This window comes from Pseudomonas sp. D4-21 (assembly GCF_051132125.1).
Classification (GTDB): Bacteria; Pseudomonadota; Gammaproteobacteria; order Pseudomonadales; family Pseudomonadaceae; genus Aquipseudomonas.
The window spans coordinates 502,426-520,338 of sequence record NZ_CP071664.1; the positions used below are offsets into that span (position 1 = coordinate 502,426).

9 protein-coding genes are annotated in these 17,913 nt (G+C 60.5%); 5 read left to right on the forward strand and 4 right to left on the reverse strand.

From position 1 onward, the window contains the following. Nucleotides 1–9: 9 nt before the first annotated feature. From J3Q04_RS02300 to hemE, 4 genes are all read left to right on the forward strand, one after another. The gene (locus J3Q04_RS02300; protein ID WP_420767045.1) at nt 10–1,593 is read left to right on the forward strand and encodes an AAA family ATPase; all 1,584 of its coding nucleotides are present in this window, start codon (nt 10–12) and stop codon (nt 1,591–1,593) included. Between the two features lie 350 nt (nt 1,594–1,943). After that, nucleotides 1,944–6,392, forward strand: coding sequence for a glutamate synthase large subunit (gltB, locus tag J3Q04_RS02305; protein ID WP_420767046.1), 4,449 nt, complete (start codon nt 1,944–1,946; stop codon nt 6,390–6,392). Nucleotides 6,393–6,425: 33 nt separating this feature from the next. After that, the gene (locus J3Q04_RS02310; protein WP_434608195.1) at nt 6,426–7,844 is read left to right on the forward strand and encodes an FAD-dependent oxidoreductase; all 1,419 of its coding nucleotides are present in this window, start codon (nt 6,426–6,428) and stop codon (nt 7,842–7,844) included. A gap of 252 nt (nt 7,845–8,096) precedes the next feature. Then, a complete protein-coding gene (hemE, locus tag J3Q04_RS02315) occupies nt 8,097–9,164 on the forward strand; it encodes a uroporphyrinogen decarboxylase (protein WP_434561064.1) in 1,068 nt (355 codons plus the stop codon). Between the two features lie 49 nt (nt 9,165–9,213). Here the strand turns inward: hemE and J3Q04_RS02320 are convergent, their stop codons facing one another. Next, on the reverse strand, nt 9,214–10,485 hold the full coding sequence (locus J3Q04_RS02320) for an MFS transporter (RefSeq protein WP_434611678.1): 1,272 nt from the start codon (nt 10,483–10,485) through the stop codon (nt 9,214–9,216). Nucleotides 10,486–10,623: 138 nt separating this feature from the next. Between J3Q04_RS02320 and J3Q04_RS02325 the strand changes: the two genes are divergently transcribed. After that, nucleotides 10,624–11,526: a LysR family transcriptional regulator gene (locus J3Q04_RS02325; RefSeq protein ID WP_420767060.1), complete on the forward strand. Its 903-nt coding sequence runs from the start codon at nt 10,624–10,626 to the stop codon at nt 11,524–11,526. A gap of 50 nt (nt 11,527–11,576) precedes the next feature. Here the strand turns inward: J3Q04_RS02325 and J3Q04_RS02330 are convergent, their stop codons facing one another. From J3Q04_RS02330 to J3Q04_RS02340, 3 genes are all read right to left on the reverse strand, one after another. Further along, the gene (locus J3Q04_RS02330) at nt 11,577–15,647 is read right to left on the reverse strand and encodes a dermonecrotic toxin domain-containing protein (protein ID WP_434608193.1); all 4,071 of its coding nucleotides are present in this window, start codon (nt 15,645–15,647) and stop codon (nt 11,577–11,579) included. Between the two features lie 114 nt (nt 15,648–15,761). Continuing rightward, a complete protein-coding gene (locus J3Q04_RS02335; RefSeq protein WP_434608191.1) occupies nt 15,762–16,742 on the reverse strand; it encodes an alpha/beta fold hydrolase in 981 nt (326 codons plus the stop codon). Nucleotides 16,743–17,459: 717 nt separating this feature from the next. Further along, entirely contained in the window at nt 17,460–17,906 is a 447-nt protein-coding gene (locus tag J3Q04_RS02340; RefSeq protein ID WP_434608189.1) for an excinuclease, read from the reverse strand. Nucleotides 17,907–17,913: the final 7 nt, after the last annotated feature.

Here is a 17,913-nt window from a genome sequence, read left to right on the forward strand (position 1 = left end):
AAGATTCCGATGACTAGTTTGCATGCCGACGAGGCTTTCCTCGGCCATTTCCAGTTGAGTCACGACCCTTTCGCCCCACGGGTCCCGGGTTTCAAATTCTTTCCCGCCCAGCGCAAGCCGGTGCTGGGCCAGTTGCATCACCTGGCGCGCTACAGCCAGTTGCTGTTGGTCGTCACCGGCCCCCAGGGCAGCGGCAAGACCTTGCTGCGCCAGGCCCTGGTGGCCAGCACCAACAAACAGTCGGTGCAAAGCGTCGTGATATCGGCCCGTGGCGCCGGCGACGCAGCTGGCGTGCTGCGTCAGGTCGCCCAGGCACTGAATGTCGAGCAGGCGGAAATCGGCGCGATTCTCGGCCAGATCGTGCAACTGGCGTTGACGGGGCAGGAAGTCTATCTGCTGGTGGACGATGCCGAGCAACTCGACGAATCCGCCCTGGAAGCCCTGTTGGCCCTGGCTGCCGGCGCGCCGGAGGGTCGTCCTCATGTGTTCCTGTTTGGCGAGTCGTCGTTGATCGCTGACCTCGAGCAACTGGACCTTGAGGAAGAGCGTTTCCACGTTATCGAGCTGGCGCCCTACACCGAGGAAGAAACCCGTGAATATCTGGCCCAGCGTCTCGAAGGCGCCGGGCGGGGTATCGAACTTTTCACCGCGGATCAGATCTCTGAGATTCACGAAAGCTCCGACGGCTGGCCAGGGAATATCAACCAGGTAGCCCGAGATGCTCTGATCGAAATCATGATCGCCAGCCGCTCAGCGGTGAAGCGTCCAAGTATGGGGTTCAACATGCCGAAGAAACACGTATTGGCGATTTCCGCCGTGGTCGTGGTCGCGGTGGCTGCCGCCTGGCTGATGCCGGGTCGCAGCAAAGCACCGACCACCGGCGCACCTGCCAACGAACAGGCACAGCTGCCTCTCGGTCAGGGCACGCCACAACCCAACGGCGGTGCCCCGGCGGTGGAATTCGCCGGCAATACCCAGCCAATGCCACTGCCGCTGGTCGGCCAGTCGCAGCCGGTCATGCGCGGTCCGTTGGCTGAAGCCGCCGGTGGAATCACCGAGGGTGACGACGGAGCGCCGCCTCCGATCGAAGACACCAGCGACGTGCCACCTACTGTGACCACCACTGCGCCGCCTGCGGGCGTACCGGCCGGCCCTGCGCCGACGCCATCGCCGGCTCCGGCCGCCAAGCCGACCCCTGCGCCTACTCAGGTCGCCACCGCCAAGCCTGCTCCAGCACCTGCGCCAGCGGCCAAACCGGCGGCGCCAGCACCCGCGGCCAAGCCTGCTGCCCCGGCCAAGGCCGCGGGCGGTAGCTGGTACGCCGGCCAGGCTCCGGGCAACTATGTGGTGCAGATCCTCGGCACCAGCTCTGAAACCGCCGCGCAGAACTTCGTCAAGGAGCAAGGCGGCGAGTACCGTTATTTCAAGAAAGTACTCAACGGCAAGCCGCTGTATGTCATCACTTACGGCAGCTTTGCCAACCGTGACGCAGCCGTTTCCGCCATCAAGGCCTTGCCAGCGAAGGTTCAGGCTGGTAAACCTTGGCCTCGCACTGTCGCCAGCGTCCAACAGGAACTGGCAGCAACTCGCTGATGATTCGGCGGCCTTACCCAGGCCGCCTCTCCCGGCAACCTCAAAATTTCCGCAAGGGCGGGCGGCCTTTCAGGCCGCGCGCCTTGTGGTGTCTGCGTCACAGTAGTGTTTGAGTCGTAGCGGTCGAACCCAAAAAAGTTTTGACTAGCACAGCATATAGCTTTAAACCTTTCACAAATGCGACATGGATTTGCGACAGTTCGTCGTCAAATTTGTGGGCCTCTGTGTCGGTGTGTACAATGACCTCCCTTTTGCCCCCGCAAAGCTGGCGTACGTTCGGCGCGGTATGCAACTGGTTGAATTGAAAAGAAATTTGCCTCGTTAAGAGGCAGCCTGGTGAGAAAGTGTCTATGAAAGCAGGTCTGTACCAACCAGATGAATTCAAGGATAACTGCGGTTTCGGCCTGATAGCCCATATGCAGGGCGAGCCCAGTCATACCCTTTTGCAAACGGCCATTGAGGCCCTGACCTGCATGACCCACCGTGGTGGGATCAACGCCGACGGCAAGACCGGTGACGGTTGTGGCTTGCTGATTCAAAAGCCAGACGAGTTCCTGCGTGCCATTGCCCAGGAAACGTTTGGCGTGACCCTGCCCAAGCAGTACGCCGTGGGCATGGTGTTTTTCAATCAGGACCCGGTCAAGGCCCAGGCCGCTCGCGAGAACATGAACCGCGAGATCCTGGCCGCCGGCCTGCAACTCGTCGGCTGGCGCAAAGTGCCGATCGACACCAGCGTCCTCGGCCGCCTGGCCCTCGAGCGCCTGCCGCTGATCGAACAGGTGTTCATTGCCGGTGAAGGCCTGAGCGACCAGGAAATGGCGATCAAGCTGTTCAGCTCCCGTCGTCGTTCGTCCGTGGCCAACGCCGCCGACACCGATCACTACATCTGCAGCTTTTCCCACAAGACCATTATCTATAAAGGCCTGATGATGCCGGCGGACCTCACCGCCTTCTATCCGGACCTGAGCGACGAGCGCCTGAAAACCGCGATCTGCGTGTTTCACCAGCGCTTCTCCACCAACACCCTGCCGAAATGGCCACTGGCCCAGCCATTCCGCTTCCTCGCCCACAACGGCGAGATCAACACCATCACCGGCAACCGTAACTGGGCCCTGGCCCGTCGCACCAAGTTCGCCAACGATTTGATGCCGGACCTCGAAGAGCTTGGCCCGCTGGTCAACCGCGTCGGTTCGGACTCCTCGAGCATGGACAACATGCTGGAGCTGATGGTCACCGGCGGCATCGACCTGTTCCGTGGCGTGCGCATGCTCGTGCCGCCTGCCTGGCAGAACGTCGAGACCATGGACCCGGACCTGCGGGCCTTCTATGAATACAACTCCATGCACATGGAGCCGTGGGACGGCCCGGCCGGTATCGTCATGACCGACGGTCGCTATGCGGTGTGCCTGCTGGACCGTAACGGCCTGCGCCCGGCGCGCTGGGTCACCACGACCAATGGTTTCATCACCCTGGCCTCGGAAATCGGTGTCTGGAACTACCAGCCCGAAGACGTCATCGCCAAAGGCCGCGTAGGCCCTGGGCAGATCTTTGCCGTGGACACCGAGACCGGCCAGATCCTCGACACCGACGCCATCGACAACCGTCTCAAGTCCCGTCATCCATACAAGCAATGGCTGCGCAAGAATGCCCTGCGCATTCAGGCGACCATGGAAGACAACGACCACGGTTCGGCCTTTTATGACGTCGACCAGCTCAAGCAGTACATGAAGATGTACCAGGTGACGTTCGAAGAACGTGACCAGGTGCTTCGTCCGCTGGGCGAGCAGGGCTACGAAGCGGTCGGCTCCATGGGCGACGACACGCCGATGGCGGTACTGTCCCAGCGCGTGCGCACGCCGTACGACTACTTCCGCCAGCAGTTCGCCCAGGTGACCAACCCGCCGATCGACCCGCTGCGCGAAGCGATCGTGATGTCCCTGGAAATCTGCCTGGGCGCCGAGCGCAACATTTTCCAGGAATCGCCAGAGCATGCCTCGCGGGTGATCCTCAGCTCGCCGGTCATTTCGCCGGCCAAGTGGCGCTCGTTGACCAACCTCGAACGCCCTGGCTTCGAGCGTCAGGTCATCGACCTGAACTATGACGAAAGCGTCGGCCTGGAAGCAGCGATCCGCAACATCGCCGACCAGGCTGAAGAAGCCGCGCGCGCCGGCCGTACCCAGATCGTGCTGACTGACCGTCACATCGCCCCGGGCAAGCTGCCGATCCACGCCTCCCTGGCCACTGGCGCGGTGCACCATCGCCTGACCGAGAAAGGCCTGCGCTGCGATTCCAACATTCTGGTGGAAACCGCTACCGCACGTGACCCGCATCACTTTGCGGTGCTGATCGGCTTCGGCGCTTCGGCGGTCTATCCGTTCCTGGCCTACGAAGTGCTGGGCGACCTGATCCGTACCGGTGAAGTGCTGGGCGACCTCTACGAGGTGTTCAAGAACTACCGCAAAGGCATCACCAAGGGCCTGCTCAAGATCCTGTCGAAGATGGGCATCTCGACCATCGCTTCGTACCGTGGCGCGCAATTGTTCGAGGCCATCGGTCTCTCGGAAGAAGTTTGCGAACTGAGCTTCCGTGGCGTACCGAGCCGCATCAAGGGTGCGCGTTTCGTCGATATCGAAGCCGAGCAGAAAGCCCTGGCGGCCGAAGCCTGGAGCCCGCGCAAGCCGATCCAGCAAGGCGGCCTGTTGAAGTTCGTCCACGGTGGCGAATACCACGCCTACAACCCGGACGTGGTCAACACCCTGCAAGCGGCCGTGCAACAAGGCGACTACAGCAAGTTCAAGGAATACACCGCGCTGGTGGACAACCGTCCGGTGTCGATGATCCGCGACCTGCTCAAGGTCAAGACCCTCGACACGCCGCTGGACATCAGTGAAGTGGAACCGCTGGAATCGGTGCTCAAGCGCTTCGATTCGGCCGGTATCTCCCTGGGCGCGTTGTCCCCGGAAGCCCACGAAGCCCTGGCCGAAGCCATGAACCGCCTCGGTGCGCGTTCCAACTCCGGTGAAGGTGGTGAAGACCCGGCGCGCTACGGCACCATCAAGAGTTCGAAAATCAAGCAAGTGGCGACCGGCCGCTTCGGCGTTACGCCGGAATACCTGGTCAACGCCGAAGTGCTGCAGATCAAGGTTGCCCAAGGCGCCAAGCCCGGCGAAGGCGGCCAATTGCCCGGTGGCAAGGTCAACGGCCTGATTGCCAAGCTGCGCTATGCGGTTCCCGGCGTGACCCTGATCTCGCCACCACCGCACCACGACATCTACTCGATCGAAGACTTGTCGCAACTGATCTTCGACCTCAAGCAGGTGAACCCGAAGGCCCTGGTCTCGGTGAAACTGGTGGCGGAAGCGGGCGTAGGCACCATTGCCGCCGGCGTGGCGAAAGCCTATGCCGACCTGATCACCATCTCCGGCTATGACGGCGGCACCGGCGCATCGCCGCTGACTTCCATCAAATACGCTGGCGCGCCGTGGGAACTGGGCCTGGCCGAAACCCACCAGACCCTGCGCGGCAACGATTTGCGCGGCAAGGTCCGGGTGCAGACCGACGGTGGCCTGAAGACCGGCCTGGACGTGATCAAGGCCGCCATCCTCGGCGCCGAGAGCTTCGGCTTCGGCACCGCGCCGATGATCGCCCTGGGCTGCAAATACCTGCGCATCTGCCACCTGAACAACTGCGCCACCGGCGTGGCGACCCAGAACGACAAGCTGCGCAAGGACCACTACATCGGTACCGTCGACATGGTGGTGAATTTCTTCACCTACGTGGCCGAAGAGACCCGCGAGTGGCTGGCAAAGCTGGGCGTACGTTCGCTGGAAGAGCTGATCGGCCGTACCGATCTGCTGGAAGTGATCGAGGGCCAGACCGCCAAGCAGCATCACTTGGACCTGACCCCGTTGCTGGGCAGTGATCTGATTCCGGCGGACAAGCCACAGTTCTGCCATGTCGATCGCAACCCGCCGTTCGACAAGGGTGAGCTGGCCGAGAAGATGGTCGACATGGCCGCTGCGGCGATCAACGACCTGAGCGGTGCCGAATTCGAACTGGACATCTGCAACTGCGACCGTTCCATCGGCGCGCGGATCTCCGGGGAAATCGCTCGCAAACACGGCAACCAGGGCATGGCCCATGCGCCGATCACCTTCCGCTTCACGGGCACGGCCGGGCAAAGCTTTGGCGTCTGGAACGCTGGCGGCCTGAACATGTACCTGGAAGGTGATGCAAACGACTACGTGGGCAAGGGCATGACCGGTGGCAAGCTGGTCATCGTTCCGCCCAAGGGCAGCGTCTACAAGACCCAGGACAGTGCGATCATCGGCAACACCTGCCTGTACGGCGCCACGGGCGGCAAGTTGTTTGCCGCCGGCACCGCAGGCGAGCGTTTCGCCGTGCGTAACTCCGGCGCCCACACCGTGGTGGAAGGCACCGGGGATCACTGCTGCGAGTACATGACCGGTGGTTTCGTCTGCGTATTGGGCAAGACCGGTTACAACTTCGGTTCTGGCATGACCGGCGGTTTCGCCTACGTGCTTGACCAGGACAACACGTTCGTTGACCGGGTCAACCATGAACTGGTGGAAATCCAGCGCATCAGCGGCGAGGCGATGGAGGCCTACCGTAGCCACCTGCAACGCGTGCTGAACGAGTACGTCGAGGAAACCAACAGCGAGTGGGGTCGTGAACTCGCCGAGAACCTCGATGACTACGTGCGTCGTTTCTGGCTGGTCAAGCCGAAGGCGGCCAACCTGAAATCGTTGCTTTCCAGCACCCGTGCCAACCCGCAGTGATATGCGCCTGAAGAGTTTGATGAGGTTTTAACAATGGCTGAACGTCTGAATAACGACTTCCAGTTCATCGATGTCGGGCGCAAGGATCCGAAGAAGAAACTGTTGCGTCAACGCAAGAAAGAGTTCGTGGAAATCTACGAGCCTTTCAAACCCCAGCAGTCGGCCGACCAGGCCCACCGTTGCCTGGGTTGTGGTAACCCGTACTGCGAATGGAAGTGCCCGGTGCACAACTTCATTCCCAACTGGCTGAAGTTGGTGGCTGAGGGCAACATCCTCCAGGCCGCCGAGCTGTCCCACCAGACCAACACCCTGCCGGAAGTCTGCGGCCGGGTGTGCCCGCAGGATCGTCTGTGCGAAGGTGCCTGCACCCTCAACGACGGTTTCGGCGCGGTGACCATTGGTTCGGTGGAGAAGTACATCACCGATACCGCGTTTGCCATGGGCTGGCGCCCGGACATGTCCAAGGTCAAGCCGACCGGCAAGCGCGTGGCGATCATCGGCGCGGGCCCGGCGGGCCTTGGCTGTGCCGACGTGTTGGTACGTGGCGGCGTGACCCCGGTGGTGTTCGACAAAAACCCAGAAATTGGTGGCCTGCTGACCTTCGGCATCCCCGAGTTCAAGCTGGAAAAGACCGTGCTGAGCAATCGTCGCGAAGTCTTCACCGGCATGGGCATCGAGTTCCGCCTGAACACCGAGGTGGGCAAGGACGTGACCATGGAGCAACTGCTCGAAGAGTACGATGCGGTCTTCATGGGCATGGGCACCTACACCTACATGAAGGGCGGTTTTGCCGGTGAGGACCTGCCGGGCGTCTACGACGCGCTGGACTTCCTGATCGCCAACGTCAACCGCAACCTGGGCTTTGAAAAGTCGCCGGAAGATTTCGTCGACATGAAGGGCAAGAAGGTCGTGGTGCTCGGCGGTGGCGACACGGCGATGGACTGCAACCGCACGTCGATTCGCCAGGGCGCCAAGTCGGTGACCTGCGCCTATCGTCGTGACGAAGCGAACATGCCAGGCTCGCGCAAAGAGGTGAAGAACGCCAAGGAAGAAGGCGTGAAGTTCCTCTACAACCGCCAGCCGATCGCCATTGTCGGTGAGGACAAGGTCGAAGGCGTGAAGGTGGTCGAGACCCGTCTCGGTGAGCCGGACGCCCGCGGTCGCCGCAGCCCCGAGCCGATCCCCGGTTCCGAAGAGATCATCCCGGCGGACGCCGTGGTCATCGCCTTCGGCTTCCGCCCGAGCCCGGCGCCATGGTTCGAGCAGTTCAGCATCCAGACCGACAGCCAGGGCCGCGTCGTTGCCCCGGAGCAGGGTCGGTACAAGCACCAGACCAGCAACCCGAAGATCTTCGCCGGCGGCGACATGGTCCGGGGTTCCGACCTGGTGGTGACGGCGATCTTCGAAGGCCGCAATGCGGCGGAAGGGATCCTGGATTACTTGCAGGTCTGAACGCGATCCCGAGTTGAAATGCAGTAACCCTGTGGGAGCGAGCCTGCTCGCGAAAGCGGTCTGTCAGCCAACTTCAATATTGGATAGACCGACCTCTTCGCGAGCAGGCTCGCTCCCACAGTCGTTTTGTGGTGCTGCTGAAGTTGCTTGGCACCGCGACAAATTGCCCCGATAGATAAAAGGCACGGCTCTTGCCGTGCCTTTTACGTCGCGCTCTGAGAAAATGCCCGCACTTTTTTTCCGGATGCCGACATGACTGCCCTGAAGAACGACCGCTTCCTTCGCGCCCTGCTCAAGCAACCCGTAGACGTCACCCCTGTGTGGATGATGCGTCAGGCCGGTCGCTATTTGCCGGAGTACCGCGCCAGCCGCGCCAAGGCCGGTGACTTCATGAGCCTGTGCATGAATCCGCAGTTCGCCTGCGAAGTCACGATGCAGCCGCTGGACCGCTACCCGCAACTGGACGCGGCGATCCTGTTTTCCGACATCCTCACCATCCCCGACGCCATGGGCCAAGGCCTGTACTTTGAAACCGGCGAAGGTCCGCGCTTCAAGAAAGTCGTCAGCACCCTGGCCGACATCGAGGCCCTGCCGATCCCCGATCCGCAGAAGGACCTGGGCTACGTCATGGACGCGGTCAGCACCATCCGCCGTGAACTCAACGGTCGCGTCCCGTTGATCGGCTTTTCGGGCAGCCCTTGGACGCTGGCGACGTACATGGTCGAAGGCGGCTCGTCGAAGGATTTCCGCAAGACCAAGGCGATGCTCTACGACAATCCGCAAGCCATGCATCTGCTGTTGGACAAGCTGGCGCAGTCGGTCACGTCGTACCTCAACGGCCAGATCATGGCCGGTGCCCAGGCGGTGCAGATCTTCGATACGTGGGGCGGCAACCTGTCGGCGGCGGCATACCAGGAGTTCTCCCTGGCCTACATGCGCAAGATCGTCAGCGGCCTGATCCGAGAGCACGAAGGTCGCAAGGTCCCGGTGATCCTGTTCACCAAGAATGGTGGGCTGTGGTTGGAGAGTATCGCCGATGCCGGCGCCGATGCCTTGGGCCTGGACTGGACCTGCGACATCGGCAACGCCCGCCAGCGTGTCGGTCACAAGGTCGCGCTGCAAGGCAACATGGACCCGACCGTGCTGTATGCCAAGCCTGAAGCCATCCGTGCCGAAGTCGGACGCATCCTCGCCAGCTATGGCAAGGGCAGTGGCCACGTGTTCAATCTCGGCCACGGCATCACGCCGGAAGTCGACCCGGAACACGCCGGCGCTTTCCTGCGCGCGGTGCATGAGTTGTCGGGCCAATATCACGACTGATTTCAGCCCTGTCCTACCCGCCTGTCCGGCCCCTACCGGACAGGCTTTTTTATGTCTGGCTGTTTATGTGTTGCTCATTTCCCGGCAGCAGCGGCAGTTTCGCCAGTTTCACCGCCACCAACAATGCAATCACCAGCAACGTCCCGATGAACACGCCGACACCGTTCCAGCCTCCCAGGTGCCACGCCACGCCGCCCGCGGTGCCCGCGACGCTGGAGCCGGCGTAGTAGCTGAACAGATAAAGCGACGACGCCTGCCCCTTCGCCTTGAGGGCGCGACGGCCAATCCAGCTGCTGGCGACCGAGTGCGCCCCGAAGAAACCGAAGGTGAACACCAGCATGCCGATGACCACCAGCCATAGCGGCGAGAACAAGGTCAGGACGAGGCCCGCCAACATCAGGGCGATGGTCGCCCAGAGCATCTTGCGACGCCCGAGCTTGTCGGCCATGGCGCCCACCTTCGCCGAGCTGTAGATGCCGGAGAGGTACACCACTGAAAGCAGCCCGACGAATGCCTGGTCCAGGTGATAAGGCGCGGCCAGCAGGCGGTAGCCAATGTAGTTGAACAGCGTCACGAACGCGCCCATCAACACGAAGGCTTCAAGAAACAGCAGCGGCAGGCCGGCGTCGCGAAAGTGCATGATGAAACCGTCCAGCAGACTGCGTGGATGCAGCGACCGGGGGCGGAAATTGCGCGATTCAGGAAGAATCCGCCAAAACACCGCCGCCGCGATCAGGGCCAGGCCGCCGATTACCAGCATTGCGGTGTGCCAGCTGACGAAGTCGATCAACACGCCGGCGATCAGGCGCCCGCTCATGCCGCCAATCGCGTTGCCGGCGATATACAGCCCCATTGCCAGGCCGATGTGCTTGGGATGAATTTCTTCGCTCAGGTACGTCATCGCCACCGCGGCCAAGCCACTGAGCGACAACCCCACCAAGGCGCGCAGGACAAGGACGCCTTGCCAAGTGGGCATCATGGCACTGGCGATTGTGCAGAGCGCCGCGGCAAACAGCGCCGCCACCATGACCGATTTACGACCGATACGGTCGGAAATCGGGCCGGTGATCAACAGGCCGATGGCAAGCAGGCCGGTCGCCACCGACAGGATCAAGCTGCTCTGGGCGGCGTTGATTGAAAACTCCAGGGACAGCAGCGGCATCATCGGCTGCACGCAATACAGCAGGGCGAACGTCGCGAAGCCGCCACAGAACAAGGCGAGCACCGTACGCATGAACATCGGCGTGCCTTTTTCAATGAAGATGTCTTTGAGTTCGGCGCCGACGTTGTCCTCTGTGCGAGACGGGACTTCATGGGCCAGTGGAGCGGTAGCAGTTTTCACGGTGGACCTCGGGAGCACGACCAGGCAGGCGTTGAAAAAAGCATATAGCCGGCTAATGTTTCTATCCAATATATTATTCGACCTGTTTAAGACGTTTTGCGACCTATTGGATTACCCATGGAATTGCGCCACCTGCGTTACTTCATCGCCGTTGCCGAAGAATTGCATTTCGGCCGCGCCGCGCTGGCCCTGGGCATCTCTCAACCGCCCTTGAGCCAGCAGATCCAGGCGCTGGAAGAAGAAATCGGCGCGCGGTTGTTCGAGCGCACCAATCGTCGGGTCGAACTGAGCGAGGCCGGGCGGCTGTTCCTGGAAGAAGCCAGACGCGTGCTGGCGCAAGTCGACAAGGCGGCCGACGTAGCGCGCCGTGCCCAATTGGGAGAATTGGGCGAGCTGAAAATCGGTTTCACGTCCTCGGCACCGTTCAATTCGACCATTCCCCAAGCGATCTTCAATTTTCGCCAACGCTTCCCGGCTGTCCACCTCAACCTGCGAGAGATGAGTAGCACCCAAGTTTCCGATGCGTTGGTGGATGAAACCATCGAGGTGGGCATCATGCGGCCGTTGCCGTTGCCCGATTCACTGGTGGAAATCGAGCTCAGCCGCGAGCCCTTGGTGGCCGTGCTTGGCGCCAAGCACCCGCTTGCCCAGGGCAGCGACGAAGGCTTGTATCTGTCGGCGCTGGCCCACGAGCCTTTCGTATTTTTCCCACGAAGCTACGGCAGCGGTCTTTACGCCCAGCTATTGAATCTGGCCCGCGACGCCGGTTTCAGTCCGCACTTCGCCCAGGAAGCAGGGGAGGCCATGACCATCATCGGCCTGGTGGCGGCTGGCCTCGGGGTCTCGGTGTTGCCGGCGTCTTACCAACGCATGCGTATCGACGGCGTGGTCTATCGGCCGCTGCTAGACCCGGCGGCGGTTTCGGCGGTGTGGCTGGTCCAGCGCAAGGACCAGCGTTCGCCGATGGCCGCGGCGTTTGTGGCGTTGTTGACCGACGGAGCGGATTCACCCGGATCCTAGGCTCTGTACGCAATGTATCCGCGGTCCACGGGCTGACCTGGCACTCTTGCTCAATCCCCCCAGACCGTAGCGTTTCGGGTCGCGTGATAGTCGTAAAAACCTTGGAGAGTCCAGGTATCGCCGTGACGTTCGAACGCGGCGCGCCATGCGCCTCTTCCTCCGCCAAAACCCAACTGGGCCATGTCGTACCAGTAATATCGGTTGATTTTTTTTGTGGTGATCCTGCCGGCACGGAGGTCATCCATGATCTCCATGACCTTCACCCTGGCGGTTCCCGGGAAATTGTCATATGACATCTGCGCCTCAGCCAACGGGCTGATCGTCACCGTGTACCTGGGAATAACGGTGGGAGCCTGCGGCGTGATAGCGGCTGGAGCAGAAGCGGAGGCCTGCCCGGTGACCTTGTTGGAGGCGGCTTGGGTGACCAGCTCGATATCGAAAGGGCTGTAGTTTTCAAGGGTTCTGGTGAAATTGTTGATGTCTTCTTCAGTGGTGAAAAATGCGCTTCGCTGGGTCTTGCCTCGGTTGACGATAATGTAGGGGATCTTGAAATTCCTGATCTCGGTGAGTAACCCGGGTCTGTGTCGACGGGCCCTTTCTTTCCTGAATTCGTCGATGATCTTGGCCTGATACTCCGGCGAATCCAGGTACGCTTGCCTTGCGGCCGCCACAGCTGGCCCGTCCCCGGTAAACATCGTGTCCAACTTGGCGTCCATGGAGTTTTCCACGTACTTCACCGTGTCGGTAATATCCTTGGCTATCCTGTCGGCAGCCTCTTTTTTCTTTCCCGTTTTCGGGACGATCACAATGTATTTCGCACCCGTGACGTTGTCGGGCAATATCGTTGTGCTTACTTTGAGTTGATGGTCGAGGGTGAACTCATCCTTGTGCTTGACCAGCGTCTCATACAGCTGCATTTTTTGCGGCGGGGTGAGGGAAAAGTGTTTTCCTTTTTGAAGATTGTCATTCGTTCGCTCAACCAGTTCCCAAATACAGATTTTATTGGCCAGGTTCTTACGGTGAGCTTTATGCCTGGCAAAATTCTGTCGATTTACGGTTCTCATCAACGAGCGGTAAGTCTCGACGTCGGTCGCGCCAACGTCATCGATACTTTCCTTGAGTATGCGTTCGGCCAAGGTCTCAGGCATCGTGCGGACGACACGCTTCGTCATGTCGACGACTTCGCGAGGCAGGTCATGCCCGTTGGGCAGCACGCCCTCCACCAGTGCGTTGAAGGTTCGATCTTCGGCTCGCTCCGGATCCCGGCTGAAATACCCGCCTCCGCCGAGCAGACGCTGCCGCTCCTGCACGGTCCATTGGCCGTTTTCCCACGTCACTGCGCGCTGGTCCGTGCGGTTGCTCGGTGTGTAGATGACTTGTTCGCCGTTCTGGAAAGCCGTTTTGAAGTAATCCTTCCCGAGCTTCAGATAACCCTGTCCCTGCACATCCCTATAGAGGCTGCGCCCCTCGGGCAGCAGCCCCTTGCCATCGAAGCCTTTGAGCTGGAACGGCTTTAGCTGCGGGTCCGGCATGCGAGGCAGCGATGCCAAGGCCGGATGGACCTTGCCCCGACGCCGTGTCGCGCGGGCCATGATCAAGTCTTGCCCGCCCTCGGCCAGCACCTCACCCAGCCCGCGGATGAAATCGCTCGTCCACTGGCCGACGCTGCCGTCTTCATCCTGTATCGCCGAGACGGCGGCACCGCCTGCCAGGGTCGGCAAGATCGCTCGTCCCAATATCCCACCCAAGCGGCCCACCGGAACCATGGACATAGCCCCGGTCAACAGGGCTACACCGTTGCGACGCCCTTCCCGAGCCGCTGCGCTGTCGCGTTCGGCGTTGCTCACTGTCAGGGTCCGTACCGTTTTGAGGACATGGGTTATCTGCGTTTCATGCAACGCCTTCAACAGGTCTCCCTCGACCACGGGCGAAGTGACTTTGAAGGCGAAATCGTTTCGAGTCCTGTCCCTTGTCCATTTGAAAACCGATTGCGTAACCTTTTTTATTTTCGCTTGGACGGTCAGGTCATCTTCTGCCGGCAACATGCCTGCGACCTGAGCGGCTTGCTCTGGCAACGGAAGATGGGAGATCAGCCAGCGGGTCATCTCCGGGGTGGCCGTGAGGGTCTGCGCCAACGCTGTTTGCAACGCCCGTCCGCTGCCTGATGCATCCACGTCCCTGAAAGTTTTTCCGTCCGGCGCACCCGGCGTGTACAAGGTCAACGAAGGACGGCTGGCGAATGACTTCACTCCGAACGCAAGCAGGTCCTTCAACACGCTGTCGCCCCAATGCAATTGCCGGACGACCACTTCATGCCCGTTGACCTTGCCACGTCCCGCCGATCCAGGGCGGTCCAGTGCCGCCAGGACCAGCTTCAAGCCGGTGTTGTCCTTGTCGTGTCGCAGGTCTCCCGAGATATGGGCCGCCCACACCTGGGCCCGCATGTGCTTTGCTTTCACACCCATCCATTGAGTCTGTCGCTCCCGTGCCATGCGTTGCAGCACAGCCGGAAGGCGCGCACCCACGTCGGCCCGCTCGATGACATCGACAATCTGTGCAAAGCTCAACGGGCCAACGACGGTGTGGTGGGCTGCCTGGCGCTCATCATCCGTCAGGTTGGACATCGCCCAGTCCGTCAGCAAGCGCGTGTCGTCCTGGAACGCTTTGGCACTGCCCATTGAGACCCCAGACCCGAACGGTGAATGGCCCGTCGGCGCGTGCGGATCGACTGTCTCTTTTCGGATACTCAAGGTTATGTCGTCAGGATCTGCCGCTGGGTACTTCGCTTTGATGAAGCCGGCCAGCAGTGTGCGAGCCTGGTCCCGAATGGCCTGCGCAGTGCCCATTGAAACCGGGTCCGGCGGCGCCGCCATATCGGTGAGGGTTTCTTGTAAGGCCTGCGTCGCCTGCCACCACGCCAGACGGTCGCTGCCGATGATATGGGGGCTGGCGTGCAGCCAATGATGCAGGCTCTTGAGCTTCAGCCGAAACTCACGTTCGTCCAGGGCGCTTGCCAGATCCAATCGCATTCCAAGGTCCGCTGCGGCGTCCAGCCGATGCATCCAACCGGAGATGTTTTCCCCGTCGACAACATCGCTCGACAAGGCATCGCGGATGGCGGCTTTTTGCGTTGTCCGCACGTCCGTGACCAGACGCGTCAGGAAGTTTTGCTCCATCGGCACGAGTTCCACCTCATCTGCGGTGCTGTCGCCTATGAAGGAAATCTTCAGTTGCTTTGAGTCTTCGTAGACCTCCAACGGCCTACCGGGACGGTACAGCACGGCACCTCCCCAATCCACGTCCGCGTCATGTCGCGACAGGACAGCGGCGCTGGTTACCGGAACGGACAATCCCCAATCATTGAAAGCGGCGATCAGGCTGTACACCCCGGGCCTGGTACCCTCCGCCAGCTGGTTACGAGACGCCGCGTCCGGCGCCGACAGCGAATCCATTATCGCCTTATGCATCGGCGGGCTCAGCGTTTTGTCATGCAGATGAAGGTTCGCCAGTGCCGTGAGTTGCGCAGCGAGTTCGTTCGCCAACCAGTCACTGACGTTTCGTCCCTGGCTGAACGCGGCCGGCGTATCCCAGAAGTCATCCAGCGCTGTCATGAGCAGCTGTTCATAAGCGACTGGCGTGGTACCGAGCAGTCGCTGGAATTGTTTTTTCGCCGCGGGACTGTTCAGGGCGGTGGGCACTCGCTTGGAGCCGTCCATTTCCACGACTATTTCAAGGCTGTCCAGATCAGCAAAGCTATCGCTGATATCTACCTGGCCGGCAATGGCGCGCCAGAAAAAATGTTCAAGGCCGGCAATATCTTCTTTTTTTTGTCTGGAGCTCTGCCCGTTGGGTTCACGTTCCGATTGAGAGAGCCGGGCCTTCTGCGATGTGCGCACGAAAAGCTGATCGACCGTCATATCGCCCGCGACGGTGGGGAAGGTTCGCTTGAACCAATATTCCAAGTGTTGCCTGGTGACCCGGCAAGGACGTGGCGCGGCCTTGCTCAGGTTTATCATTTGCCGCTGCGAGGCGCTGACCTGGCGTGTCGATTCGGCACTGGGATCGCTGGCGCCATTGCCCTGTGGGATGTTGGGCTGGGGCGGTGAGTCGTTATCCAACATGGGCTCTTCCTGGGAAAGTTTCGGAAGAGGCAAGCTATTGGAGAACGCCGACGCAGGAGCGGTAAATAAATACCGCACGATGGGAAGGGCGACGGTGCAGTCGTCAGCTTCGGGTTACGAATTTCGGGGATGTGGAAATTCCTTGTATTGCAGGAATGCCAGAATTGCGTCGCGAGTAGCTTGCGGTTGCTCTTCAAGGAGCCAGTGCCCGGTATTTTTCAATATCAGCGAGTGTGGTTGCGCGGCAATGCAAGCGGCCTGCTCGGTCAGCGTCCGCCCTCGGGAATGATCGCCGCCGATGGTGAGTACCGGACCCGTCAGCTTGTTCCTGGAAAACTCCAGGTTGTCCTTGGCGTCGTATTCCACCCAGGCTGAGTAAAGTTTGAATGCGGCCTCCATTCGGCCAGGCCGGGCGTAGTCCGTTATCAGGGCCTGGCGCACTTCATCCGGCACTTTGTCGTTGCCTTCGAAGACAAAGTCATCGAAGAACATGTCCAGGTAGGTTCTTTCCTGCCCCTTGATCAAGGTGATAGCTGTTTTGCCAAAAAACCGGAAATGCCATTTGCTCGCGATGCCGGTTGACGGGTCGCCGTTGTAGGCACTTTCCCAGCCGGGAATACCGGGAAGGAATCCGTCCATCAATATCAGGTGCTTGGTGTCATCTGGATAAAGCGCGGCGTAGGCGTAGGCAATGATCAACCCCATATCGTGGCCAATGATATCGACTTGCTTGAGCTTCAGATGCATCACCAATTCGTGCAGGTCATGGGCCATGTTTTTCTTGTCATACCCGGCGCTGGAAATATCCGTTTCACCCGCGCCGCGATAGTCAGGAACGATGGGGGTAAAACCCGCCCGCACCAACGGCCCGATCAACGGCTCCCAGTTGCGCCAACTGCCCGGAAACCCATGCACCAGCAGGACCGGCTGCTCACCATCGCCGCAGATCACATAGTGCAGGCATATTCCATTCACATGTGCGTAAGCGTGCGTCAGCTTCACATCGTCAACCACCACGTTCTGCTCCCCGGCCGTGGTTGCGCTGTGGGGTGAGGAAGACGTGGAGACGACGCCCGACCAGGTTATCGTGTCCATCAATTTCTTATCCATCGGCGGGCCGTAGTTGTTAGAGATCAACATACGAGTGGTGGCTCGGAGGGCGAACAGCCGGCCGAACGTTGACCTAAAACATCCTTGGGGTTGAGGAATGTTTTTCGTGTTTAGAATCTGGAACCGCTTTGAAGCTTTTGGATACTGTCAGAGTTGACAGGTCCGACGGGCGGTGAATTCATGGCGAGATTTGGATTTTTGGCTGGTGGTCGGGAACGTGACCCTAGCGCGAGGTTCAAGGGTTTTGTTGTGGGAAGTTTCGGAAATTATGTACTCCGATTTCTGATCTTTGCTTGGCGTCTCCTGGCCCGAGGTTGAGCGCGAGAGCGCTGCTCAGCACGATGATCGCCCTATGATGATTATTGTGGACGGACGTTCAGCCAGCATCATTAAGGCCATCAGCAGAGTGGTTGGCGGTACCAGATAAAGGGCCATGGATGCCCAGCACATGTTGCACCTCGTTCGGCAGGCTCGGTGCGAATGTGTCGGAGAAGGAGTTTGAAAGGGGGGCCAGTTAGTCTGCTGGGGGCCGCTGCGCAGCCCAGCGGGAGCAAGCTCCCTCGCCACAAGGGCGCGTCTGGGTAGAGGCCTGTGGGAGCGAGCTTGCTCGCGATGACGTCAGTAGATCCGGCATCACCGGTACTGATTCACCGCTAAGCTCGCTGCCACAGTGGATTTAGCTATGTAAGCCCCAAATCCTGACTACTGCACCTTCGCCAGATCCCCTTTCAACGCAACCCCGGCCATGATTGCCCCAGCGTGGCATTCATAGGTCGTGGGGTCCTTGCGCTCGTTGCGCTTGTAGAAGCTGACGATGTTGGTGACGGCGTTGGCGCCGGCGTTTTTCGCGGCCTCGTGCAGGCTGATCAGGGCTGATTGCAGTACCCATTCGCAGGCCGCTTCGTCGGACTTGTTGAACGCGTTGGTTTTCTTGTTGGTGACCGCTCCCGGGCTGACCACGGAGACGTTGCCGGCCGGTTTGTGGCCGGCCAGGTAGAACTTCACGCTGCCGTCGATCTTGCCGGTGCGGATGGCTTCGGCGACCACTTTGTCGAATGGCAGGTACAACGCGGTATCACGGGCCTGGCTGAGGCTTGGCAAGGTGCCGAGCAACAGGGCGGCGGTTACAGCGATTTTCTTCAACGGCATCATGGTC